At 62.0% G+C, this 22590-nt stretch carries 18 protein-coding genes; 6 read left to right on the forward strand and 12 right to left on the reverse strand.

The annotated features are described in order from the left end of the window. Positions 1-66: 66 nt before the first annotated feature. Positions 67-2424 (reverse strand): DUF5916 domain-containing protein, encoded by a 2358-nt coding sequence (locus tag P8L30_05190; GenBank protein ID MDG2239575.1) that lies wholly within the window; start codon positions 2422-2424, stop codon positions 67-69. A 296-nt stretch (positions 2425-2720) separates the two neighbouring features. On the opposite strand from P8L30_05190, the gene nudC reads away from it, so the two are divergent. Then, positions 2721-3518 (forward strand): NAD(+) diphosphatase, encoded by a 798-nt coding sequence (nudC, locus tag P8L30_05195; protein ID MDG2239576.1) that lies wholly within the window; start codon positions 2721-2723, stop codon positions 3516-3518. Between the two features lie 69 nt (positions 3519-3587). After that, complete coding sequence (locus P8L30_05200; protein MDG2239577.1) at positions 3588-4511, forward strand: hypothetical protein; 924 nt, start codon at positions 3588-3590, stop codon at positions 4509-4511. Positions 4512-4535: 24 nt separating this feature from the next. Here the strand turns inward: P8L30_05200 and P8L30_05205 are convergent, their stop codons facing one another. From P8L30_05205 to P8L30_05225, 5 genes are all read right to left on the reverse strand, one after another. Next, positions 4536-6014, reverse strand: a complete 1479-nt coding sequence (locus tag P8L30_05205; protein MDG2239578.1) for an FAD-dependent oxidoreductase — start codon at positions 6012-6014, stop codon at positions 4536-4538. Between the two features lie 3 nt (positions 6015-6017). Continuing rightward, positions 6018-6983, reverse strand: a complete 966-nt coding sequence (locus tag P8L30_05210; GenBank protein ID MDG2239579.1) for a radical SAM protein — start codon at positions 6981-6983, stop codon at positions 6018-6020. A 20-nt stretch (positions 6984-7003) separates the two neighbouring features. Next, the gene (locus P8L30_05215) at positions 7004-8335 is read right to left on the reverse strand and encodes an asparagine synthase-related protein (protein ID MDG2239580.1); all 1332 of its coding nucleotides are present in this window, start codon (positions 8333-8335) and stop codon (positions 7004-7006) included. A gap of 38 nt (positions 8336-8373) precedes the next feature. Next, the gene (locus P8L30_05220) at positions 8374-8610 is read right to left on the reverse strand and encodes a hypothetical protein (GenBank protein ID MDG2239581.1); all 237 of its coding nucleotides are present in this window, start codon (positions 8608-8610) and stop codon (positions 8374-8376) included. 164 nt (positions 8611-8774) lie between these two features. Beyond that, complete coding sequence (locus tag P8L30_05225; GenBank protein MDG2239582.1) at positions 8775-10730, reverse strand: hypothetical protein; 1956 nt, start codon at positions 10728-10730, stop codon at positions 8775-8777. 87 nt (positions 10731-10817) lie between these two features. Between P8L30_05225 and P8L30_05230 the strand changes: the two genes are divergently transcribed. Continuing rightward, positions 10818-11285: a peptidylprolyl isomerase gene (locus tag P8L30_05230; protein MDG2239583.1), complete on the forward strand. Its 468-nt coding sequence runs from the start codon at positions 10818-10820 to the stop codon at positions 11283-11285. 59 nt (positions 11286-11344) lie between these two features. Here P8L30_05230 and P8L30_05235 read toward each other — a convergent pair whose 3' ends face one another. The 5 genes from P8L30_05235 to P8L30_05255 all read right to left on the reverse strand — a co-directional run bounded on the left by P8L30_05235 (position 11345) and on the right by P8L30_05255 (position 16669). Beyond that, a complete protein-coding gene (locus P8L30_05235; GenBank protein ID MDG2239584.1) occupies positions 11345-11626 on the reverse strand; it encodes a CPXCG motif-containing cysteine-rich protein in 282 nt (93 codons plus the stop codon). Beyond that, complete coding sequence (locus P8L30_05240) at positions 11623-11844, reverse strand: hypothetical protein (GenBank protein MDG2239585.1); 222 nt, start codon at positions 11842-11844, stop codon at positions 11623-11625. Before P8L30_05240 ends, P8L30_05235 begins: the two co-directional genes overlap by 4 nt. Positions 11845-12068: 224 nt before the next feature. Then, entirely contained in the window at positions 12069-14390 is a 2322-nt protein-coding gene (locus tag P8L30_05245) for a DPP IV N-terminal domain-containing protein (GenBank protein MDG2239586.1), read from the reverse strand. Between the two features lie 156 nt (positions 14391-14546). Further along, a complete protein-coding gene (locus P8L30_05250) occupies positions 14547-14960 on the reverse strand; it encodes a hypothetical protein (GenBank protein MDG2239587.1) in 414 nt (137 codons plus the stop codon). Between the two features lie 116 nt (positions 14961-15076). Then, entirely contained in the window at positions 15077-16669 is a 1593-nt protein-coding gene (locus P8L30_05255) for an arylsulfatase (GenBank protein MDG2239588.1), read from the reverse strand. A gap of 303 nt (positions 16670-16972) precedes the next feature. Between P8L30_05255 and P8L30_05260 the strand changes: the two genes are divergently transcribed. From P8L30_05260 to P8L30_05270, 3 genes are all read left to right on the forward strand, one after another. Continuing rightward, entirely contained in the window at positions 16973-17584 is a 612-nt protein-coding gene (locus tag P8L30_05260; protein ID MDG2239589.1) for a DUF2911 domain-containing protein, read from the forward strand. 148 nt (positions 17585-17732) lie between these two features. Further along, a complete protein-coding gene (locus tag P8L30_05265; protein ID MDG2239590.1) occupies positions 17733-19991 on the forward strand; it encodes a penicillin acylase family protein in 2259 nt (752 codons plus the stop codon). Positions 19992-20547: 556 nt separating this feature from the next. Beyond that, entirely contained in the window at positions 20548-21075 is a 528-nt protein-coding gene (locus tag P8L30_05270; protein MDG2239591.1) for a cyclic nucleotide-binding domain-containing protein, read from the forward strand. Positions 21076-21098: 23 nt separating this feature from the next. Here the strand turns inward: P8L30_05270 and P8L30_05275 are convergent, their stop codons facing one another. Then, positions 21099-22589, reverse strand: coding sequence for a TolC family protein (locus P8L30_05275; protein MDG2239592.1), 1491 nt, complete (start codon positions 22587-22589; stop codon positions 21099-21101). Between the last annotated feature and the right edge of the window lies 1 nt (position 22590).

Here is a 22590-nt window from a genome sequence, read left to right on the forward strand (position 1 = left end):
CGGGCGTACCTTACACACGCCGCACTGGTAGTGCAACACGCCCTCGGGCTGGAACAGCCCTGGTCATTACCTCCGGAAGCGATAGCTCAGCTTGATGAAGAGCCCGTCCGCCTGAGGCTTGACCTCGCGGAACCGGAAATAGCCGGTGTCTTCCATCTGCCGGGTGTACCCCACGTAGAACACGGTCCCCGGGGACGGCTCATAGGACACGAGCCCTTCGATGTGGAAATCGTACCCTTCGAAGCCCCCGCGCTCCGTGCAGTCACCGCTCGTGCACGTGAACAACGGCATGCCCGATTCGGGGTCTCGGAGCCCGACCCTTTCCTGGCTCGAGTACTCGAAGATGCCACGTACGAAGAGTGCTCTGCTCAACTGGTACTGAGCCCGGATCCTCGGAATGATGGCCGACGAAGCTTCGACGCCATCCTTCCGAGTCAGCGTGGTTTGGCGGAGCCCAAGCTCCATGACCAGCGCGTGCACCGGATACAGGTTGAGCGTGACGGAAGTGGAGCGGGAATCCGCGAGTTCGACGGCGACCCCGAACGTGCGATCGAAGATCGGAGTCTCGGACAAGGTGTAGCGCACGTTTCCGCGGACACGCTCCCACTTGTTCACCCAGAGCGACACCATCGTCGACCCGAGGTTCTCGAACAAAGACTGGTCCGCCTGAAACGGTGAGAACGAACCGTTCGCCTGTTGCGCGAAGAGCCCGTTATAGGACTCCGGTGCGAACGAGAACATCGAGCGCTGATGAGTTCCCCAGAAGCTGATGTTGTCCTGAAGTGACAACCTCCAGCCGAGCTGAACCTCGCCCTCTTCCATCCCGTCGCCGTCCCAGAAGTCTTCGTGGTCCCAGTAGCCCTTCGCCTCGAACCATCCGCCGAACTGCTCTAGGAACGCTCCAGTCTCACCGAACCAGTTGTACTCGGTACGGGACTGGATTTGGGTATCGCCCACGCGGTTGAAGAAACCCGAGCCGGCGTTGAAGTCAGAATCCGTGTCCTCGATCTGGGCACTGAATTTCATGGTACGGCCGGCCCGCTCCGCCTGGGCGTAGAACATCCGGCCAGTCTCACGCCCTGCGAGGTCCGGAGTGTCCGTGAAGCTGGTCGCGCCCACCGCAGTGAACGTGTACCGCCCTGCCACCTGGAAGCGCGCATCGGCTCCAGCGACTCGGTTGTATTCGTTGGAGTTCACGGATCGGTCCGTATACACCGCACCGATCGTAGACGACGCGCCCACGTCTTTACGGACGCGAAGCAGGTTCACGAGTGTCTTCGGAGCGTCCCTGTCGAACGACTCATCCACAGCGCCCAGGTACCCGATGCTCAGGCCGGCGACCTTTCCGCTGAGTTTGGCACCCGCAACGGGGTTGGCCACGGAGCGGGTGTAGATCAGCTGCTTCGCCATCCCGAAGATCTCGGTGCCTTCCAAGAAGAAGGGACGCTTCTCTGGGAAGAAGAGGGCGAAGCGTTCGTTGACCGAGATCTGTCCAGCGTCTGCTTCGACCTGACTGAAGTCCGGGTTGTACGTGGCGTCCAGGGTGAGATCCGACGTCACGCCATATGTGGCGTTGAGCCCGAAGTCACTCTGAGAGTCGTCGTGACCGAAGACCCCGAGATCGTCCAGAGTGCCGAGACGTTTCCCGGTCACGACCGGATTGATCTCCATGAACATGCCCATGTCCAGATTCCGGAGCCCGTTCAGCTTGCCGTTCTGAGCCAGGCGGCTCGCAACATTCGCTGTGAGGGGCGCCCACGAACTCTTGTATCCGTTGCGCTGGATGTTGCGTTCGATCTGGAGGCCCCAAGACTGCTCAGCGAGCTCGGGGAAACGCAGGCTCTTGAACGGTATTCGGATCTCAGCCTGATAGCCCCACTCGGTGAGATTGCCTTCCGACTCCCACAAAAAGTCGGGGTTGACGTCGATCGGGTCTCCGTGGTTCCCTCTCCGCCCGGCGCTCCCACCACCCTCGTTCCAAATCCCGTCGTGCTGCACACCGAGAGGATTCACCGTGAACACATAGGCTCGACGAGAGTCGTTGAACGTGTCGAGGATTACGCGGATGTAGTCGTCGGAGCGAGTGTAGGAATCACGCTCGGCGAGCGTCGCCCGGATGCTGTTGGGATCCTCGTCGTAGGCTTTGATTCCGAAGTAGATGGCGTCGGTATCAACGATGACCTGGACCTCAGTCCGCTGCGATGCGGCCGCACCTTCTACTGGGTCGAACTGTGTGAACGACGTGAGCAGTGCACTCGACTCCCACGCGGAGTCGTCCAGACGACCGTCGATGTCGATTCCCGCTCGCTCGACGGAGGGGGTCTCGATTTCGGTCTTAGCGTCGACGCCATTGTATGTGACGGTGTCGACGGCAGGTCCCTTCGGACCCAGAACAGCTATAGAAAGCGCCAGTTCTAACAGCATTGGTGGCGTGTATCCCTCAAATTGTAGAGCAGTCGTGTAATATAGTGACCCTTAGAGGACACACCCACGCCGGGTCTTGCTGATATGACGACTCCAGAACGCTTTACATCGGACCAGGCCCGGGCGCTCGCACGCGACGCCCGCGTAGGCCTATTGCCGAACTGCCCGGAGTGTCATGTGCCGATGGACCAGCAAGACGTACCACCACGGACGGATGTAGCGTATGTCCGTGACCGAATCCTCCTTGTGTGCCCCGAGTGCCATCGGAATCACGTTCTGGATCGGGTGCAGAAACGATGAGCGCCTCTGACTGGGCATTCGCCTTCGCGGGATCCAGCATGCTCCTGGTGTCCAAGGCGGACGGCCTCAGGGTACCGACCCGAGGTGAGGTCGCAGGCCTCATCGGCGAGCCGGCTTGGGGGGTGGCAGAAGCGGCCGCGGGCGTCCCGCGCGTGGATGGCCGCCCTTGCTGGGCGCTGGACCTTGCAGACGATTTCGAACCGGAGCAGGGCTTCCAACTCGTCGGGCTCCGAGCGGCCCATGCGCTCGTACCCGAGAAGCTCTTTCGGGCCGCCGGCACTGCACGGCAGAAGATCGACTGGCTGCGCACCCATCGCTTCTGTTCTCGCTGCGGCACCCCTGCCACGCGCCACCACCAACACGAGGCGATGGCATGCCCCGCATGCGGGCAGCTGCACTTCCCCCGTCTAGCACCGGCCGTGATCGTGCTCGTGCAGCGCGGAAACGAAGTGCTCCTGGGCAGGTCCCCTCACTTTACTGAAGGCGTCTACTCGACCCTGGCCGGTTTCGTCGAGCCCGGCGAGACGCTCGAAGAAGCCGTTCACCGCGAAGTGGAAGAAGAGGTCGGGGTCAAACTGACGAACGTGAGGTATTTCGGGAGTCAGCCGCACCCCTTCCCGCATTCGCTCATGGTGGGGTTCATCGCGGACTGGGTGGAGGGCGAGATCCACATCGCAGAGGAAGAAATCGAAGACGCGAGATGGTTCACGCCAGATGATCTCCCAGACCTGCCGCATCCCATGTCCATCGCGCGAGCACTGGTCGAGGACTTCGTTCAGAGGGCCTCCGGTTAGCCGTGCTATTGCCGTAGTGGCGTACACACCCCGAGGTTGGGGTGCCCCCAACACACACATCGAGTAACGATGCGAAAGACCGCGCTTCTGATCGCTCTATTCAGCCTGATCTCGGCCTCCGCCGCATTAGCACAGACCCAGGGCGCGCTCCCGCGGATCGCGGAACTGCCCGCGTCCACCAGGGCCATGGCCCTGGGCAACGCCTACATGATGAATGCGAATCATGCGGACGCGCTGTTCTACCACCCTTCGTTGTTGGGCAACGCCTCCGGCTTCGGGCTCGACATCCAACGTTGGGGGACCAAGAGCACCTCGACGACGGCCTCCGCGGCAATGCAGTGGTTCGGCATCGGCATCGGCATCGGATTGCAGTCGCTGCAGTTCGGAGGCGCTTCGGCCCTTCCGACGGAAGTGGCTCCGGGCGGGCAGGATCACCTCTTCACATTGGGTGCAACCCCAGTGTCTGAGCGGATCGCCACCATCGGGATCGCTCGGGACATCAAGGGCATCGACGTGGGTATCGCCACCAAGTTCGTAGAGGAGCGGATCGGCTCCTCACGTGATGCCACAGTGCTCCTCGATGTGGGCGTATCCACCTCCGTTGGACCGTTCACTGCGGGACTCACCTACCGGAACTTGGGGGAGGATTTGTCGTTCGGCGGCACTGCGGCAGCACGGCCGGATGGACTCACGTTGGGAGTCGGAGCCTATGGGCAACAACTCGGCATCTTCGACCTGGGCTTCACCGGCGCAGTGACCTACGTGGGCGAAGAAATGATCCCGGCGGGTGGCATCGAGGTCGGGTACTGGCCGATTCGGGGACGGACCTTCGTGGCCCGAGTCGGAGCGCGTCGCGTCGTAGAGGGTGACGCGAGTCCGGCGAGCTTCGGCTTCGCCTTTTGGGGCGATGACATCACCCTGGAGTGGGCCTTCCAGCCCGTCGGTGTCAGCGGAGCATCGGGGACACACCGGTTCGGGGTTCGCTGGCGGTAGCACGCGGGCAACGCACGCCTGCGCCTACACGTACGGGTACAGGTTCAGCTTCCCCGGATCACACAGACCCGCCGGGTTGAAGGGCTCGATATCGACGCGCACGCGCTCAGCAAAGTTGGCGGCGGCCTCAGGCTCCGCCGGCCCGTCACTCGTCAAATTCAAAACGTCCAAGTACGCCGAATGGACGCGTGACCGGAACTCGTCGTCGTGCGTGAACAGGAACCCATCTGAGGGCTCGGCCTCGCCCTTCTCCCGCCGAACCTCACTACAGATCGCGCCTGCGAAGTAGTACATGCTGAACGCGGATAGCACAGAAAAGGAGTTGAAGGCGGAGTAACTTCCATGGATGAGAGCGTCGAGGAAGTCGATCTCTCGCTGGAGCGCCTCGTCGTACCGTGAGAGGGCACTCGCGATCTTCTCCGTATTCGGCCAGGACTCGAACATTCGAGCGATCCGTTCCACACCGAAGAGCGTGTGGGCATTCCCAGGACTGAGGAACGGGTCGATGAAGTAGGCAGCTCCCGGAAGGAGCACCCAGTCCGGCCCCGCAGCGGGTCGAAGGCGCCGCTGAAGCAGCCCGGTCCGCGCCAGGGGCCGAAGCGATCGAGCTTCCGCCATCTGGACTGAAACGGACGGATACCGCCCGAGCAGCCGGCTCCATTCCTCTTCGGCTGGCAGGCCGGTCTCGTCCGAGGTGAGCAGAGCCCCCACGCTCGTCACTCCATGATCGAAGCGGAGCATCCACATCCAGCCCTCCGGCAAGACGTGGTGGAGCGCCGCGTCGTCCGAGGGAAACGGATGGGGCCCGGTATTCCCACCCACTGATTCGTAGACGTCCGCCCAGGGCTTCACTCCCTCGAAGTGAGCGAAGAGCGCCCGGGAGCTGGTAGCAAGCGTAGCCCGATCGTCCTTCAGACCAAGCGCTCCGGGAATGGGACTCCCACCGCCCGACCCATCGATGACGAAGTCCGCCCGGAGCGTCCGAACCGAACCGTCACTGGCCCTGACACCCAGGCGCCACCCCTGATCACGCCGGGCCTCGACCACCTCAGTTGCTTCGAGTACTTCGACGCCACGGGACCTCGCTCGCTCCGCGAAAAAGCCGTCGACGTCTGAGCGGAGCCATTGAGTGTCCGCCTCGGCCTCTGACGGACTCGCGGCCACGAGCAATTCGTTGGACCGGTCATCACAGGGCGCGAAGGGCTTCCCTGCTCGGTGCGCAAAGAAGCTGAACCCACGTTTTGGGCCTACTCCGACTTCGGGGTGCTCCTCCTTCCACGTGCCGTATCGCGTGAGGGGATGCAGTTCATCGAGCCCATACCGATTCGCGAGATCCCGGAGCACCCAATTCGCGAGCGGGGTCGACGATTCCCCGATGGCAAACCGAGGATGGGTCTCTCTCTCGATGACAACGACGTCCCGGCCCTGATCCGCCAGGCACATCGCGACTAGGGTGCCTCCGAAGCCACCGCCGATCACCACTACATCACAGATGTCAGTCATCGCTCACGTGCCGCACGCGCACACTATGCGTCCCAGGACCTGCTGGGTGTGGTTTAGCGTCCGCAGGCGATCGACCCGAGCTGCCAGACAGTCTGGACACGCTGCGATTCGGTCGACGTCCCACAGGTCCGCGAACACCCTGCCCTTACCGAGCCCCACGCAGTGGTCCGCAACCTCTTCGAGCGAAGCGAGCGAGGGCTGCGCGAATTCGCCCGAGGCGGCCAGGGCATCCAGCGCTCCATTCCCCGCTCGGGTCGGTATCACCGAGCAGCATTCGACCCCCACTGAAAACGCCCACTCGACGGACCGACACGCCCACTCGACCCCCTCTTCCTCCGTCATGAAGGGCGCACGCACGAGGACGAACGCGCGCACGTTGATATCAACGGTGAGCAACTTCGCCGTGGCTGATTCGAAGTCATCCGCGGTCATCCGCTTGTTGAGACGAGGAAGCACATCCGGGTGAATCGTCTCGAGGCCCATCGCCACATCGACGTTCGTGCCGGCGGTGTCCCTCCATCCCGCCACGCGGTCGTCTACAAGATTGGGGTGATTCTCGAGCACTACGGTCTCGAAGCCGCCAACACGGGCCGCAACGGCCGCGCGATCTTCCGGCGTGATCGCCCTATCGTCGAAGAAGTTGCCAGCGTTGTAGAGCTTCACGTGCCTGATGTCAGGCATCATCGCGAGCGCTGTTTCGACCTGAGCGTCGACGGCGCCCAAAGGGACCGATTCATCCGTCGTGTACTGCCACAAGTCGCACATGAGGCACGTGAACGGGCACTCACGGTTGGTGATGAACACGGTGCCGGTCGGGTCGACGGACCCACCACGACTGAGTTCGTCCTCTACCTCGAAGGCATAGGGCTTCCACGCATCGAGATCAGGCTTCGGACTTCTGAGCGAACGAATCCAGCTGTTCGTCTCCGCGCTCGACATGTCCGGCGGCATCGAAGTCGGCTCAGCCATCGCGCTGGGGTCCGGCCCGACTAGTCGTAGAGCGCTGCGAACGCCCGCCGGTATTCCAGCGGATCACTCGGGAAGGCCGACCCGAACGTGTCCTCGCCAACCGCACCGTGCTGGAATCGGCACTTCTCGAAGACCGGCATGTCGAGTCCGGTAACGGCCTTGATTCCTGCAGCGACGAAGCGGCCTTTCAGCTCGTAGAGTTTCTCGTGATCCCAATCAGTCCATTCGATGAACGGGATCGACTCAGCCACACGGATCACCTGTGGCTGTGTGAACGGGCTGAAGCCATTGAAGCCCTCCGTGGCGGCCGGTGCGTAGGTACGCGAGTAGCTACGACTCAGTCCTCCGCTGTACGTCTGGGAGTGCTTGATGCTGTGCACGCCCCACCCTTCTTGGTACAGCATGGAGTTGTTGAGCACGGAGCGAATCGTCAGCTCTGGGTTCTCCTCGATGGGATAGTCCTTGAGGTTCTCGTCACCTCCGTCGCCGTCCAGCAGGTGCTTCCAGTCTGGGTAGCGCTCACGGATGCCGCGCACGAGTGCGAGACCCATGGTCCCGGCCTCAATGTCGAGGGGTTTGTAGTCCTCCACGACCTTGATGGTCTCCCGCCAATCGAGGTCCTGGCTCCCCACCTCGATCGCCTCGTGGAAGACAGCCATATCGAGCTGTTCGAGGAACGAGCGCGCACGCTCGACATCGGCTCCCCCGCCATCGACGGAGAGTGTGAATGCCTTCAAGCGCTGAGGGGCCTCACCGCGCTCTAAGAGGGCCTGACGAGCCAACAAGAAGATCGCCCCGGAATCGATACCACCTGAGAAGCACACACCGAGCGGGCCTTCCGCAGCCTGATGGTCGAGCCACTTCTTCACTTCTTCATAGGCGGCCCGGATGTACCGCTCGCCCAAGGTCTCGAGGTCGTCGGTCGCTGTGCCCTTAGGCGGATCGAAGAAACGCTCGAACGTCGGGATCGGATCGGGGCACCCGAGCAGTTGGATCTCAGTCACGTAGTGAGCCGGCACCATACGCGTGTAGTACGGGTGGAATTGATTCGCCATGTCATTGTCGGCAAGCCAGGCGTGAATCGTGTCCACACGGTCTGCGACGACGAGGCACGGGCCGTCCACAAGCTTTGCGATGAAGTGCCTGAGGGGCCGATCCATGGACCGAGCGAGCCGGACCTTGATGCCATCGACAGTGACGAGCGCGAAGGAGCCGTCGATGGTCTCTACGGCTTCTGCAGGACCGGTGCGGACGAGCTCACGAGCTTGATCGACCGTCAGGTTGAAGATGACGTTCTTGTCAGGGTCAGTGAGGTCGACGACGCGGTTCAGTGGGACATTTCTAGCGTGCATAACAGTTCAGTTTCGGTGTGCGTTCCAGGTTGTATCTGCTACCCGCCGAGCACCTCGACGAGCCGTGCTTCAGTGCGGTCGAGCAGGTCGTAACACTCCGAGCTGGTCCATTCAAAAACAGAACAGAAGCGGACGACCCAGGCGAAGCGTCGGTAGAATCCAAGCGCACTCAGCACGGCGGTATCGTCACTGTCGACGAGTTGACCCGACTCCAGGACCACACCTCCGACAAAAAATGGAGGGAGATCGGCGCGCTCGACGATGAACGGGGCCAAGTAGTTTCGTGTGACCTCGGCATATCCATCTTCGATGCTCTTGAAATTTGCGACCTCACTGGGCCAGCGAGCGATGAGTTGCCGCAGTTCGGCGTCAGGGAAGGCTCTGCAACGCTTTCCCGAAGCTCCGTCATCGTGCGGCCCGAGCGGCCACGCGCGGTTCGTTAACGCTCAACCCGGGCGCTCCAGAAGGCGGGATCCAGCTCCGCGAACGCGATCTGGTCGATGACGACTTCACCGGCAGTGGCCTTGTCGAACACGAATCGCACGGCGGTAAGCTGCCTCACATCTAAGTCCGCGTTCGCATCCATGAAGTCTGTGAGCGGGATCGCGAATGACTGGAGAATGAGATCCCAGTTGTCAGCAAAGCGTTGGGCTTCTAGATCACCCCGCCGCATGACATAAGTCTCGAGCGGGCGGCGAATGGCACCGTACTCACTGAGGGTGACCTTGGCCGTCCGACCGGCCGCGTCCTCTAGCTCGACACTGAGGTCGACAGGCGGCTTCTCATCATCCTCTTCGCCCCCGCGACTTCCGCCGCCGCGTGACCCGCGGTCATCGTCGGAGGGTTCCGTCGTGGCCAGAGTCGGATCCTTCCTCGGGCCGGGCATACCGTTGGTTGGCCCGAGCTGGAAGTTGATCGAGTGTCGGCGGCCGAGCGCCCAGCGCGCGGCCACGCGGTTTCCCAGCTCAAGGACGTACGTAGCAGGAGGCCCCATTCGGGTCGTGTCAGGCCCCGAGATTCGGTTGTTCCATCCGAGCCGGACAGCCTGGTTGTCCTGCGATGCCGATGTGCCGCTGCGGTTGCTCGAGCGAAGCTTGAGATTTTCCTCGGCCCACGTCGCGAGCGAATCACCCCGAAGAACGATCCCGGCTTCCGTGCCAGTCGTGACATCGATGTCTTCTTCGAAGGTCGCCAGAACTCGATCCGCGTTGGTCTCCATGCGTGTGATGTACATGGTGTTTGGGAGCCACTGACCGATGACCCGATGATCTCTGAAGATCGGGAGGTATTCGCGATTGTCCCGCGTGACGACCTCGAGGAAGGCAGACACGTAGATCTCTGCGAAGCGCCGCTGGTCTTCCTGTGGGATCAACCCCCGGAGGTCGAGCGAGCGTCCGCTGCGCGGCCCGCCATCATGTGAGCCCCAGACGGTATTCCACTGACCGTGATTGGCCCGATACACGTACACGGCCGACTTGAAGTGGAAGTCGTCGGTCTGGTTGAACTTCAGCCGATCGTAGATGCGAAGCCCGTGAAAGCTCGTCACATCACCGTCGTGGGAGCCGTGGAAAGTGAGGTAGCTCATGTCCTCGACCACGACGGGGCGCCCGGTGGGCAGATACTGTCCGTCCACCGGCGCGATCGACACGATGCCCTTGATGTCGTACCCAAAGTCGAAACCCAGGGACGCGTCGTCGGGGTAGTGCTTGAGATTGTTGAAGGCAGCGGCGTTCGCGACGGCCTCACCTCCTCGCGAGTGGCCCATGAGCACGATGTTGCTCATGTCGACCTTGCCCTCAAACGGATTTCCGTCTTCGTCGTTGAACCCATCGAAGAGCTGGACGTGCTTGAGCAAGAACCACCCGCGCGCGTCATTTTCGCCGCGGATGCCCCCGTTGATGAAGTTCTCGTCGATACTCGCCAGGATGTATCCACGACTCGCGAGTAGTTCACCGAAATAATCGTACCCAGGGTCCGAGAAGTCCTTCTCATTGTGGTTTCCGTGCACGACCAGAACGAGAGGGAAAGGCCCATCTCCGTCAGGGTACCAAACCCGCGCGTTAAGCGGCATGTCCTTGGGAGTGAAGCCCCAATAGTCATTCCGCTCGTCAGCCGACGGGCCAAGACTGACCATTTTGGATGCATCGACGGTCTCCGTCGTAACCGCAACCGAGTCCCTGTACTCAGGCCTGTTCTTGTCCGTCCCGCTCCCGTAGTAGAGCGTCAGGACGTCGTACGACCCGGGCTGACCGGGATCGGCTGCCTCAAGCACTTGGTGTTGGAGTACAACGGGCGCGTCGTTCGGCGTGAGCTTGAGCGCTGGTGCGCACGCGGCAGCGAGCAGCGTGAGCGTGGTGGAGGCGAACCGCCCCCTGAAACGGCTGGTCTTATCCATGTGGCCCACACTAGGTCACCCGCGCATGTCCTGGCAATCACCCCCGGCTCTTGGTAACGTTTGGCCCCCAATTTCTACGGAGAATCTATGGCCAATCCGACCGTCACATTTGAGACAACTCAGGGCACGTTCACGGCAGAAATGTTCGAAGACGTCGCACCTGCCACTGCCGGCAACTTCCTCAAGCTCGCGCGCGAGGGGTACTACGACGGCCTGATCTTCCACCGTGTGATCGAGGGATTCATGATCCAGGGTGGATGTCCCGACGGCACCGGAACCGGCGGCCCCGGCTATCAGATCGACGACGAGTTCGCACCGGGCTTGGCCCACACGAACTTAGGCACCTTCTCGATGGCGAATGCGGGCCCGAACACAGGCGGCTCGCAGTTCTTCGTCACGCTGGCCGCGACTCCTTGGCTGGACGGGAAGCACGCGATCTTCGGGAAGGTCACGCAGGGCCTCGATGTCGTTGAGGCGATCGGGAAGACGCAGACCCGTCCCGGCGACCGTCCGACCGAAGACATCGTGATGACGAAGCTGACGGTCTCTGAGTAGACTCGACCGACTTCAGTAGGGCGAACGGCGTCCGGGCTTCACGGCTCGGGCGCCGTTTCTTAGTCCAGCGGAGCCAACTCCGCGAAAGACATGCCGTCTTTGTCCACGGTGACCTTCACCGACGACGAACGGCAGCACACCGAGCAGTCCTCGACGTACTCCTGGAATCCGCCCCCTGCCGGGTCGACAAAGATCTCCATGGACTCTCCACAGTGCGGGCAGTAACAATCGACGGCTCCGCCAACCTCGAATTCCTCAACCTCGTCGGGGTCGATATCGTCTTTCTTTTCTGCCGGCGCGCCACCGCCGAACAGGGCGGACAAGAGATCGTCTGAACTCATGTTCCATCATCCTTGGGGATCGCTCTCCCCACTATGAGGGTGACGTTGTCGGTTCCGCCACCTTCTCGTGCATCCTGCAGCAGGTCCTCACAGACCTGACGAGACGATGTCATGTTCGTGAGCCGCTCACGAATGAGTTCGTCAGACACGTGTTTGGTGAGTCCGTCACTGCACAGCAGGTGGACGATATCCCAATCATTGTCGAGCGCCGTGACCACGGGCTTCGACTCCGATCCTCCGAGGGAGTTCGACAACGCGCGTGCCCACCGCGTCCGGGCCGCCTGCTCGGGCTGTAGGGCCCCCGCGTCGACCACTTCTTTCGCGGACGAGGAACTGGTCCTGATTCACGGATCGCTTAAGCCCGCGGTGAGTCAGCCCGTAGGCGTCGATTTGCTCGTCTGTCGGCGCCCCGACACCATCGGGGACTATTTCGTCGGTGACGTTATCCAATCGGCCTCCGCAACTGGCCGATTTCGTACCCCTGCGGCGGTTCCGCACCCAAGAGGTGCCGAACGAAGTAGTCCCACCGACGACGCATCATATAGGGCTCGTTGCCAAACCCATGCCCGCGGTTCGGCAGCAGGAGCAAGTCGAAGTCTTTGTTCGCTTCAATGAGAGCATTCACAACCAACATCGTGTTCGAGGGCGGCACGTTGGTGTCCAACGTCCCATGCGCGATGAGCAACTTCCCCTCCAGGTTCTCTGCTAAGAGTTGGTTCGCCTGATTGTCGTAGTTGGTGGTGCCGTCCGGATTCACCTCCAGAAGGCCCTGCCACTTCTCGCCCCAATCATCCTCGTAGTTTCGGTTGTCGTGGTTCCCGGCCTGAGAAACGGCGACGTCGTAGAATCCTGGATAACGCATGATCGCATCGGCGGCACCGAATCCTCCCCCGGAGTGACCGAAGATCCCTACCGTCTCGGCATCGATCCACTCGTGACGTTCCGCGAGCTGCGTGATGCCACCCATCTGATCTGGGAGTCCGTTGTCTCCCATGTTGCCGTAATAGGCCTCATGAAAGGTCTTTGAGCGGTTCGGCGTGCCCATGGCGTCGAGTTCGATGACCACGAAGCCGAGCTCGGCGATCGCCTGGAGATCCCGATGCGACGAGCGGAAACTCCGACTGCCGACACTGCCGCTCTGCGGGCCGGGGTATTGGTAGTTTACGACCGGATACTTCTGATTGGGATCGAAGTTGCTCGGTCGGAACAACAATCCGTGGAGGTCGGTGTCACCGTCGCGAGCCTTCACGCTGAACGGCATGGGGGGCTGCCATCCGGACGCCTGAAGAGCGGACATATCCGCCTCTTCGAGCACCATCACTTGGCCTCCGTCGCGATCCCTCAGGACCGTGACCGGTGGGATGACCGGAGTGGAATAGGTCTCGACCAGGAAATCGCCATCAGCCGAAAACGAAGCGGTATGGTTCGCACTGTCCGGCGTGAGGAGGGTCACGTCCCCGTCGTCGAGTCCAATGCGGTAGTAATAGAAGAAGTACGGATCACCTGACTCGCGCTCGTTGCCTTGCACGGTGATCTCTCGGCGTTCCTCGTCCACGGCGAGAATAGAGAGCACGTTCCAATCGCCCGAGGTGACCTGGCTCTTCACCGCACCGGTATTCGTGTCGTACAGGTAGAGATGGCTCCAGTCGGCCCGCTGACTGGACCAGACGATCTCCTCAGAGTCCGACAGGTAGCGCCAGCCGTTGGACTCGAAGAAGGTCGTTTCGACCTCCTCGAAGAGATCACGGACCGCACCGGTGGCCGGGTCAGCGATGCGAAGCTGAGCGCTCTTGTGGTCGCGCGAGCTTGAGACGAAGGCGAGTGACTCGCTGTCCGAAGCCCATTCCACGTCACCAAAGGCACCGCCACATGCGACGTGGTCGCTGCAGGTGGAGCGATGCTGATCGGGCGGCATCTGGAGCCGCACGAGTTGATCGCCAACAGAGCGGTCCAGGTCGACCACGACGCGGCTGATCCGGAAGATGACCGAATCCTCAGGCATCGGATAACGCCACGTATCGACCTCTGCGTGGCCTACGCCGGTGCTCGTAAGCGTCATGAAGCCCACACCACGCGAGTCGTGTTGGAACGTCGCGATCCTTCGCGAGTCCGGAGACCACTTCACGATCGGACCGGGGCCCCGTGTCCAGCCCGCGTTGTTCGTGCCGTATCCAAAGTCTTCAATGCCGTCGAAGGTCAGTTGTGACTCATCACCACTGTCGAAGTCTCGCAGCCACAAATTGTGATCCTGGATGAACACCGAGTGTTCACCGTTGGGCGCGAACACCTCTGTGCGCGACCGACCGGGGGCGCGAGGGACATCCGTGCGACTGCATGCGTACGACGACCGATCGCAGATGAAGCGTGATGGAGCATCGACGTCGAGATCGACATCGAGCACGATGGCACCGCCTGCGAACATCATGCCCGAGACCGGGATCGAGCCCGCTAAGATCGTCTGGCCCACGGCGGTGCTGAGCCCGGCCGCCATGCGCTGATGATCGAAAGCGACCGTCCGACGAGCCTCCGCCGGCTCGACGAGAACAAACTCGCTGCCCTCGGACGTCTGGTTCTCATACCAGAAGCGACCGTCGTCCATCCAGTTCGGGCTTACGGCCCCGCCAAATACCAAAGGAGACGTGTGCTGCTGCAGCTGACGTTCAGCCCTAGCGTAATCCTCTGCGGTGACTTGTCTCGGCGTATTCTGCGCGAGTGATGGCGTCGCCACGAGGGCGAAGAGCAACAAAACGGCGAAGGGCCGCATGACTTCCTCCGGAACGTACTAGTTTGACTGTCAGGTATCCCGCAAGATCGAACACGCCTGGGGGCCGACGCAACGAGATCGTGTGCCGTGAAATACAGCGGCGGCGGACCCCCTCTGGAGCCCGCCGCCGAGTCTACTACTCGTGGGTCGGAACGGCTATCCGCGCCGCCTCCCGGTGAACGGCTGCCCACCACCACGGCCGCCCTCGACAGTCCCCTCCATCGAGTCACCATCGAAGGTGCCTGAGTAGGCTCGTTCAATGCTGTTTCCACCAAATGAGAGCACGACAGTGAAGCTGAACGTGTTCCCGTCGACTTCACCCTTTCTGATCTCGAACTCCTGCGCACCGCCACCACCGCCACCACCCCCGCGACGACCGCCACCCATGGTCAGTCTCATCGAGCCCGTCAGGGCACCATCGGCCTGTACGATCGTCATGGTGGAGGTCTGCGGACCGCGTCGGCCTTCGGAAGTGATCTCCCAACTACCGGACATGTCCTGTGCGGCAACCGGCACCGCGACTAGCGAGGCCGCCGCAACGAGGGCGGCTGAAAATACGCGACGGTTCATAAACGAACTCCATGGATGGGTCTCAAACGGGGCGCCAGCGTGGCTGCGGAATAAGACCCTTCAGACGCATCGTTTGTTAAACGCAAATTCCGCAGGGCACAATGCGGTATCAACCTCTACCGCTCCTCGAGCGGGACAATCCCGAGTTCTTCACGTTGCTCCCGCCAAAGCTCCAGCATTGATGTGAAGCGCTCCGGTTCGACTTCAGACAGGTCGTTCGTCTCTCCAGGATCGACCCCTAGGTCAAACAACTGAAAGCCCGACTCAGCGAACGGACGGTCCAGGGTCACGAGCTTCCACTTGCCTTGGCGCACATAAGCCCGGCCCTCGTGATAAAGTGTTGTCACGTAATCGTCGGCGTGGACCGCGTCCACGGATCCGCCCAAGTGGGCGACCATCGATTCACCGAGCATCGGCCAAACCGATCCGTCGGTCGGGTAGGACGCTTGGGCCAGTTCCAAAACGGTTGGAGCGATGTCCATCACATTGAGGTAGGAGCGGTCTATGACACCCGCCCCCGAGACTCCGGCCCCCGAGATGATCATCGGTGCCGCGAGGCCTCCTTCCCGCGAGAAGGTCTTGTGCCGGCTGAAGGGCGCGGATCCGGCCTCAGCCCAGGGGACTCCGTACGACACGAAAGACCCCGGGTGGCCCATGTTCTCGTATGAGTTGTCGTAGTTGGCCTGCAGAAATTCTGAGAAGCGCCGATCGACGTAGAAATCCTCTGCCGCGGCACCATTGTCGGACATGAACACGATGGTCGTGTTCTCGTAGAGGCCGCTTTCCTTGAGATGCACCACCAGACGCCCCACGTGGTCATCCAGGTTCGTAAGCATCGAGGCGTACAGCTCCATCTCTCGCGCCTCGCTGCGTTGTTCGGCCGGGGTCAACTGAGCCCATGGAGTCACTGCCTCGTTGCGCGGCGGGAGAGCAGACCACGGGGGGATGATGTCCGCGGCCTTCAGGGACGCGAATCGCTCCTCCCGGAGCCGGTCGTAGCCCTGGTCATACTGGCCGGCGTACATGTCCAAATACTCGTCGGGAACCTGCAGCGGCCAGTGCGGAGAAGTGTACGACGCGAAGGCGAAGAAGGGACGTCCGTCGTCCCGATCCGCATCGATGAAATCGATGATCTGATCGGTATACAGTTCGGTGGAGTACGCACCTTCAGGCCAACTGACCTCGACGCCGTCGGCACGATAAACGGATGTGCCTTGGCCGAAACCCAACGGCCCGAAGTGGCTCGCGGCACCCGGCACGAGGGTGAAGGAGCGCTCGAAGCCTGCCGCGGCCGGACCGTGTTCCAGAGCATTTCCCAGATGCCATTTGCCGACCATATAAGTGTGATAGCCAGCCTCCTGTAGCAGCCGAGGCAGAGGAATGATCCGATCAGAGAGGTGGCCTTCATAACCAGGGGTGTCGAACGAAGCGGCCTGTTGGCCCATCCCCGCGACGTGGTTGTTGTTTCCGGTGAGAAGCATCGACCGCGTCGGTCCGCAAGAAGGGCCCGCGCGGAACCCGGTAAAGAGCACCCCTTCTTGGGCAAGCGCATCGATGTTGGGTGTGCTGATGTCACCGCCGAACGCACCGAGGTCCGCGTAACCAAGGTCGTCCGCGACGATCAGCAGGACGTTAGGGCGCGGCTGAGGCGCCGACCCGTCCGCGCACGATGCGAGCACGAGCAGGCAGCCCGTCAGCACAAACTTCATTCCTCTCATTCCCACCGAACTCCCAGTCGAATGGATATGGCGGCTCCGCGATTCTGCCGCGGGCACCAACCTAGGCGCCCCGTGCATCACAACGCGAACTGCGGCGCCTGACTGGCCACGACAATCCAGGGGACGAGCATTCCGCTCAAAAAGGCTTCATTGGCCTCAACTCTGGAGGGCGACGTGTCCGAGCAACTCAATGAGGATGCACGATTGGGAAGACACCAAGTGCCCCCGACCTTGGCAGGAAGGATGTCCCCTTCTCTAGTCTCCGCCTGAACCTCGGAGCAGCAGGGTATTCCCGTGCGCCTCTCGCGAACGTCCTTGGTCCTCACCGCCGGTCTACTCATGGCTGCGGCGGCGCCCCATGCCGCCCAAGTGCATGGAAGCGAGGCACAGACTCTTGAGCAGGTGATTTCGGGAACCACCATCTCGATCGAATACGCTCGCCCCTCTGTCCCTGGGCGTGAGCCCGTTTTCGGTGGACTGGTGCCCTGGACGGCAGTGTGGACTCCATGCACAAACGCTGCGACGCAACTCGAAGTATCGGCAGACTTCAAGTTGGGGGAGGCCGAGATCCCCGCCGGAGCGTACTCGTTGTGGCTTCAGCCGCACGAGAATGACAGCTGGCCGCTGATGCTGTATGCGGACACCTCACTGTCCCACGTGCCTCACCGGACTATGGATCAGGCGTTCATGGCGGCAGATCCTGACATGACGCCCGAGGAACGCTCCTCGATGAATGCGTACTGGACCGTCCAACGCACACCACACCCCGTCGAGATCATCGACAACAACGAGACCGGCCAGATGACGGTCAGCGACCTGTTGCTCGACAACGTGCTCGGAGATGGGGAGTGGAGAAAGATCCTTCCCCCAAGGCTGAGGGCATCTTCACCGACGGCACCACGATGAACGGAGCGGTCATGCTCGCGGGTGGCGCTTTCCGGGAAAGCATCACGGATGCGTCCGGCAATGCTATTTTATTCGACGTTCGCGACGACAAAACAGACGACTTAGAAGCCGTCGGAAGTCGCATCCCTAACGACGAGGGTCGTTGATCATGAAGAAACTCGCTCTTGCTCTGCTCCTCGTTGTCATTGCCTGCGGCCCCATCGACGGTCCCTCACCAGAGATGGCCGAATGGTCGGCCCGAGCGGACCGCGTCACCATCGTGCGGGACGATTGGGGCATCGCCCACAGCTACGGCGAGACGGACGCGGACGCCGTATTTGGCATGGTCTACGCCCAGGCGGAAGACGACTTCCCCCGCATCGAAGTCAACTTCTTGAACAGCCAGGGCCGCTTGGCTGAAGCAGAAGGAGAGTCTCAGATCTGGCGTGACCTCCGCATGAAATTGTTCATCGACCCCAAGGTGCTTCAGGACGAATATGCGTCCGCAGAGCCCTGGCTCCGGGAGTTGATGGACGCATGGGCTGCAGCGCTCAACTACTACCTGCTGACCCATCCGGGTGTTGAGCCGATGGTACTGGATCGCTTCGAGCCCTGGATGGCCCTGAGCTTCAGCGAAGGAAGCATCGGTGGGGACATGGAGCGCCCCTCGCTCAAGATGCTCGAGGACTTTTATGGAGACGGTGGTCCGGCTCAGGAAGCCGCGATATCGGCGCCAAAGCACGACCCTGGCCTCGATCGTTTGGCTTCAATCGATCCGGCGAGCTACTCCGGCCTAAGCCTCCTCCCTGGCCTGGACCCGACCGTGGAGCCCACCGGATCAAACGGCTTCGCTATCTCTCCGTCGAACACGGAGGATGGAGACGCGCTGCTGCTCATCAATCCACACACGTCGTTCTACTTCCGAGCCGAACATCACATGGTCAGCGAAGAGGGCCTGAACGCGTACGGAGCATCCACCTGGGGTCAGTTCTTCGTCTATCAGGGCTTCAATGAGACCGCAGGGTGGATGCACACGTCCACTGGGGCGGATGCGGTCGATGAGTACTACTACGATGTAGAGGTCCGTGAGGACGGCGTCTGGTATCCGTACGATGGCGAGATGCGCCAGATGGAGGAGCGCGAGATCACCCTTCCTTACACAAACGGATCGGGCGGCTCTGGCGAGCGCACCGTCACCGCTTACTCCAGCCACCACGGCCCGATCGTGCGCGGCGATGCGAATCGGTGGGTCGCTGTCCAACTCATGAACAACCCGGTCGACGCATTGACCCAGTCGTACATGCGCACCAAAGCCGCGAACTATGACGAGTACTTGGAGACCATGCGCCTCCACACGAATTCGTCGAACAACACGGTCTTCGCGGACGCCGAAGGCAACATCGCGTACTTCCAGGCCAACTACGTTCCGATTCGTGACGAGAGCCTCGATTGGAGTGAGCCCGTCAGCGGCATGACGGCCGCAACCGAGTACCAGGGCATTCACACGGTCGAGGAATCGCCACTGATCGTGAATCCATCTACAGGATGGCTGCAGAACACGAACAACCATCCGTGGTCAGTGATCGGCTCCACCAGCCCGCGAAAGAGCGACTACCCTAGGTATATGGATGCATACGGAGAGAACTTCCGCGGCGAGCACGCGTTGCGTGTCCTTCCGGGCCGGACCGACTTCAACCTGCAGCGGCTGATCGACGCCGCTTATGACAGCTACCTCCCCGGCTTCGAAGACATCGTCCCGGCACTGGTGGCCGCTTGGGACGGGACCGCGAATTCGAACCCGCTCAAGGCTCGTCTCGCTGAGCCTGTTGCTGCGCTGAGGGGATGGGACCTGCGCTTCGGGGCGGAATCGATCCCGACATCCGTCGCCATCGCGTATGGAGATACGCTTCTCTCACAGATAGCAGATGCAGCGGACCAGGCAGGGGTCGACGTCTACGACTATATGGCCGCGGGGGCCTCAGCTACAGTGAAGCTAGGCGCGCTCGCCGACGCCGTGACGCGTCTTGAAGAGGACTTCGGGAGCTGGGCCACGCCCTGGGGTGAGATCAACCGATTCCAGCGCCTGACCGGAGACATCGTTCAGCCGTTCGACGACGAGGGTGCGAGCGTACCGGTAGGCTTTACGTCTGCGCGCTGGGGATCGCTCGCCGCGTACGGCCAGCGGACCTTTAATGGCACCAAGCGCATTTACGGCACACGTGGGAACAGCTTCGTGGCCGTAGTAGCGTTCGGAGACTCGGTGAGAGCCCGCGCGGTCAGTGCAGGCGGGCAGTCCGGTGATCCCTCTTCGCCGCACTTCGCCGACCAGATCGAGCGGTACGCGACGGGTGATCTTCGTACGGTGCGGTTCTACCGGCCCGATGTGGACGCAGTGGCAGAGGAAACCTACCGGCCAGGAGGGCGGTAGGGGGTCCGCCCTCTAACGCACGACCATTTCTGGCACTGAAGCCAGAATCACCATTCGCCGGGCAGCCCTACAATCATCGACCGAGTCGATGACATGGCACCCGTAGTCGTGGTGGTCGCCTAACGAGTCGAATCCGATTTCGTGCGGTCCTTCCCGGGATTGTCGTCGTAACACTGCTCCACAGCCTCGAGGTCGTGATCCAGCGCTGCCGCGACCGCAAAGAGTTTGTCCTTGGGCTTCCGCTCATCAAGCCAGTCGCGAGGTGATGGAAGTGTCCCTAGAGGGCTTCGTGGGGCGTGACGGTGGTCGGGAGCGACTAGCGACCAAAATGGGCATCGTTGGGCGCTCCGGGACTCGCACGGCTGAACGTTGTGCCGATCGCCCGGAGGAAGATTCGGAGGACGGCGCGTGCTCCCTGGCAACGTGAGGGCAGGCGCGCAGCGAGTCTATCGTCGGAACCCGTATCGAACCTATCTACAGCCTTGTCCCTCGACTGCTCGTCGTGTCGAGACAAAGAAGCTACGATACCGGGCCAGTCACGGAAGCTGAGGTGCACATGAAGAAGGTACTCTACATCCTAGCCGAGCTCGACGACAACGACGTCAAGTGGATGTCGGAGAACGGCTCACGTAAAGCCTACGCCTCCGGTGAGGTGTTGATAAGACAGGGCAGCGACGTCGAGTCGCTCTTCCTAGCCCTAGACGGGCGCTTCTCTGTGGTGGTCAACAGCGTCGAGGTCGCGCGGATCGGAGCTGGAGAGGTTTTGGGTGAGATCTCCTTCGTGGATAATCACTCAGCCACGGCGACCGTCACCGCCGTCGAGGAGTCCCATGTGCTTGAGATCCCTCGTGACGTCATTCGGGCCAAGCTCAAGACGGATAAGGAATTCGCCTCGAGGTTCTACCTGGCGTTGGCCACGTTTCTGGCGGACCGCCTCCGCGGCACCCTTCGCTTGGTCCAAGGTCAATCGGCTGACTCGGACGAAACGTCCGCGGACGACGAGCTCGAGCTCGATCGATTGGACGCTCTCTCGCGTGCCGGCGACCGATTCCATCGCGTCTTGCGTCAACTCGGAACGAACTGAGTCCTACAGGGCGGGGACGGCGCTTATGGTGCCCGAATCTCGCCCCTCGCGAGACGCAGCCTGGTAGTCGCCCGAGCGAGGTCGTAGCGGGAGCGCACGGATTCGAGTTCGGCTTGGACGGCGTTCTCCTCCGTCTCCAAAAGTCGGAACGAGTCGCCCAGCCCCAGGTCGAGGCGTTGCCGCTCAGCGACAAGCTGCGCTGCAGCCAGCCTCGCGGCCTCGTCACCGGCCGCGAGGCGCTCGATCCCAGAGCGTACGGCGCGCGTGGCCTCTCGCACGTCCTGGAGCACTAGGTTTTCCGAGAGGCTGAGGTCGATTTGGCGAAGGCCGACGGTCCATGTTGCCACTCTCTCGAAACCGCGGTCGGATCTGTTGCCCAGGGGCACCGCAAAACGGAGTCCCAGGCTCCATGCCGCATTGTTGCTGAGTCCCCCGAAGAGACTACTGGCGCTCGCTCCGCCTCCTGCTGCTGCCCAGCTTCCGTCCAAGAACAACCCCGGACGCAGTCCGCTGGTGCTCTCCCTGAGAGATTCGGACGCCGCGGCAAGGGACTCACGGGCAGCCGCGACATCGCCGCGCCGGGTCAAGGCCTCCGCTGCGGCATTGGGTCGCTCCACATCGATCGGGTCACCCCCGAGCAGCGTCGTCGTCGTCTTCACGGGCAAGGTGTCCCCTCGGAGCTGCTGAGCCGCTCCCGCTCCGTATGCCGCGAAGACCAGTCGGTCCGATGCATCTAGTCTTCGGCGCTTCGCGTCGATCAGGCTCGCACGGCGGAGTGCCACACCGCTCTGGGCGGTGAGGACGTCGACAGCGGCGACCAGCCCTCTCTCTGCAAGCTGCTGATTCCGGAACAGAAGCGCTTGGGCGAGCTCGTACGATCCCTGTCGCACAGCCTCGAGCGCCTCGGTCTCCGCGAGCGACCAGTACAAGGTCTCGATTTGTGCGATGACCAGCTCGGTTGCCCTCGCCAGTGCGTGCTCGGCGGCCCTGCGCTGCCTCTGAGCCGCTCGGTATCGGGCGTCGTTGACGTTGAAGCCGTCCAAGATCGGCTGGGAAAGTGTCACCGTTAGATCCGAGTCGTACACGGATGACGGGTCATTGATGAGGCCGAGGTTGCGGCCCCCTCTAACGTCCACCCCGAGTTCTGTGCCCCAGGGCAGGACTGCGCCGAGGCCGGCACTCATCGCTCGCGCAGACGCAACTCCGGGCGTCGCGCTCCGCGCAAGCGAGCTGCCGAGCCGAAACGAGGGATCAAAGAGTCCCCCCTGAATGTCGACACTCGCCTCGGCGATTCGTCGGTTGAAGATCTCTCCTTCGAGATCGAGGCTCCGTTCCAACGCGGTTCCAACGAGCATCTGGAGCCCTGTGGGACGCCCGGGCAATGCCGCGACCAGTTCGACGAGGGTCCGGCTTTCGACTTGAGCAAGCGTACCCTGGGGATCCTGGGCGGAGAGCCCGGAGGGCAGCGAGAAGGCCAGCGTAGCGAGTGAGGCGAATCGGCGGATCCTCGTCACA

Source organism: Longimicrobiales bacterium, assembly GCA_029245345.1.
Classification (GTDB): Bacteria; Gemmatimonadota; Gemmatimonadetes; order Longimicrobiales; family Gaopeijiaceae; genus CALFPJ01.

Bases quoted from the DNA above. Each gene is read 5' to 3' on its own strand.
- P8L30_05190 (MDG2239575.1), bottom strand. From the start codon at position 2,424: ATGCTGTTAGAACTGGCGCTTTCTATAGCTGTTCTGGGTCCGAAGGGA.
- nudC (MDG2239576.1), top strand. From the start codon at position 2,721: ATGAGCGCCTCTGACTGGGCATTCGCCTTCGCGGGATCCAGCATGCTC.
- P8L30_05200 (MDG2239577.1), top strand. From the start codon at position 3,588: ATGCGAAAGACCGCGCTTCTGATCGCTCTATTCAGCCTGATCTCGGCC.
- P8L30_05205 (MDG2239578.1), bottom strand. From the start codon at position 6,014: ATGACTGACATCTGTGATGTAGTGGTGATCGGCGGTGGCTTCGGAGGC.
- P8L30_05210 (MDG2239579.1), bottom strand. From the start codon at position 6,983: ATGGCTGAGCCGACTTCGATGCCGCCGGACATGTCGAGCGCGGAGACG.
- P8L30_05215 (MDG2239580.1), bottom strand. From the start codon at position 8,335: ATGCACGCTAGAAATGTCCCACTGAACCGCGTCGTCGACCTCACTGAC.
- P8L30_05225 (MDG2239582.1), bottom strand. From the start codon at position 10,730: ATGGATAAGACCAGCCGTTTCAGGGGGCGGTTCGCCTCCACCACGCTC.
- P8L30_05230 (MDG2239583.1), top strand. From the start codon at position 10,818: ATGGCCAATCCGACCGTCACATTTGAGACAACTCAGGGCACGTTCACG.
- P8L30_05235 (MDG2239584.1), bottom strand. From the start codon at position 11,626: ATGAGTTCAGACGATCTCTTGTCCGCCCTGTTCGGCGGTGGCGCGCCG.
- P8L30_05245 (MDG2239586.1), bottom strand. From the start codon at position 14,390: ATGCGGCCCTTCGCCGTTTTGTTGCTCTTCGCCCTCGTGGCGACGCCA.
- P8L30_05250 (MDG2239587.1), bottom strand. From the start codon at position 14,960: ATGAACCGTCGCGTATTTTCAGCCGCCCTCGTTGCGGCGGCCTCGCTA.
- P8L30_05255 (MDG2239588.1), bottom strand. From the start codon at position 16,669: ATGAAGTTTGTGCTGACGGGCTGCCTGCTCGTGCTCGCATCGTGCGCG.
- P8L30_05265 (MDG2239590.1), top strand. From the start codon at position 17,733: ATGAAGAAACTCGCTCTTGCTCTGCTCCTCGTTGTCATTGCCTGCGGC.
- P8L30_05270 (MDG2239591.1), top strand. From the start codon at position 20,548: ATGAAGAAGGTACTCTACATCCTAGCCGAGCTCGACGACAACGACGTC.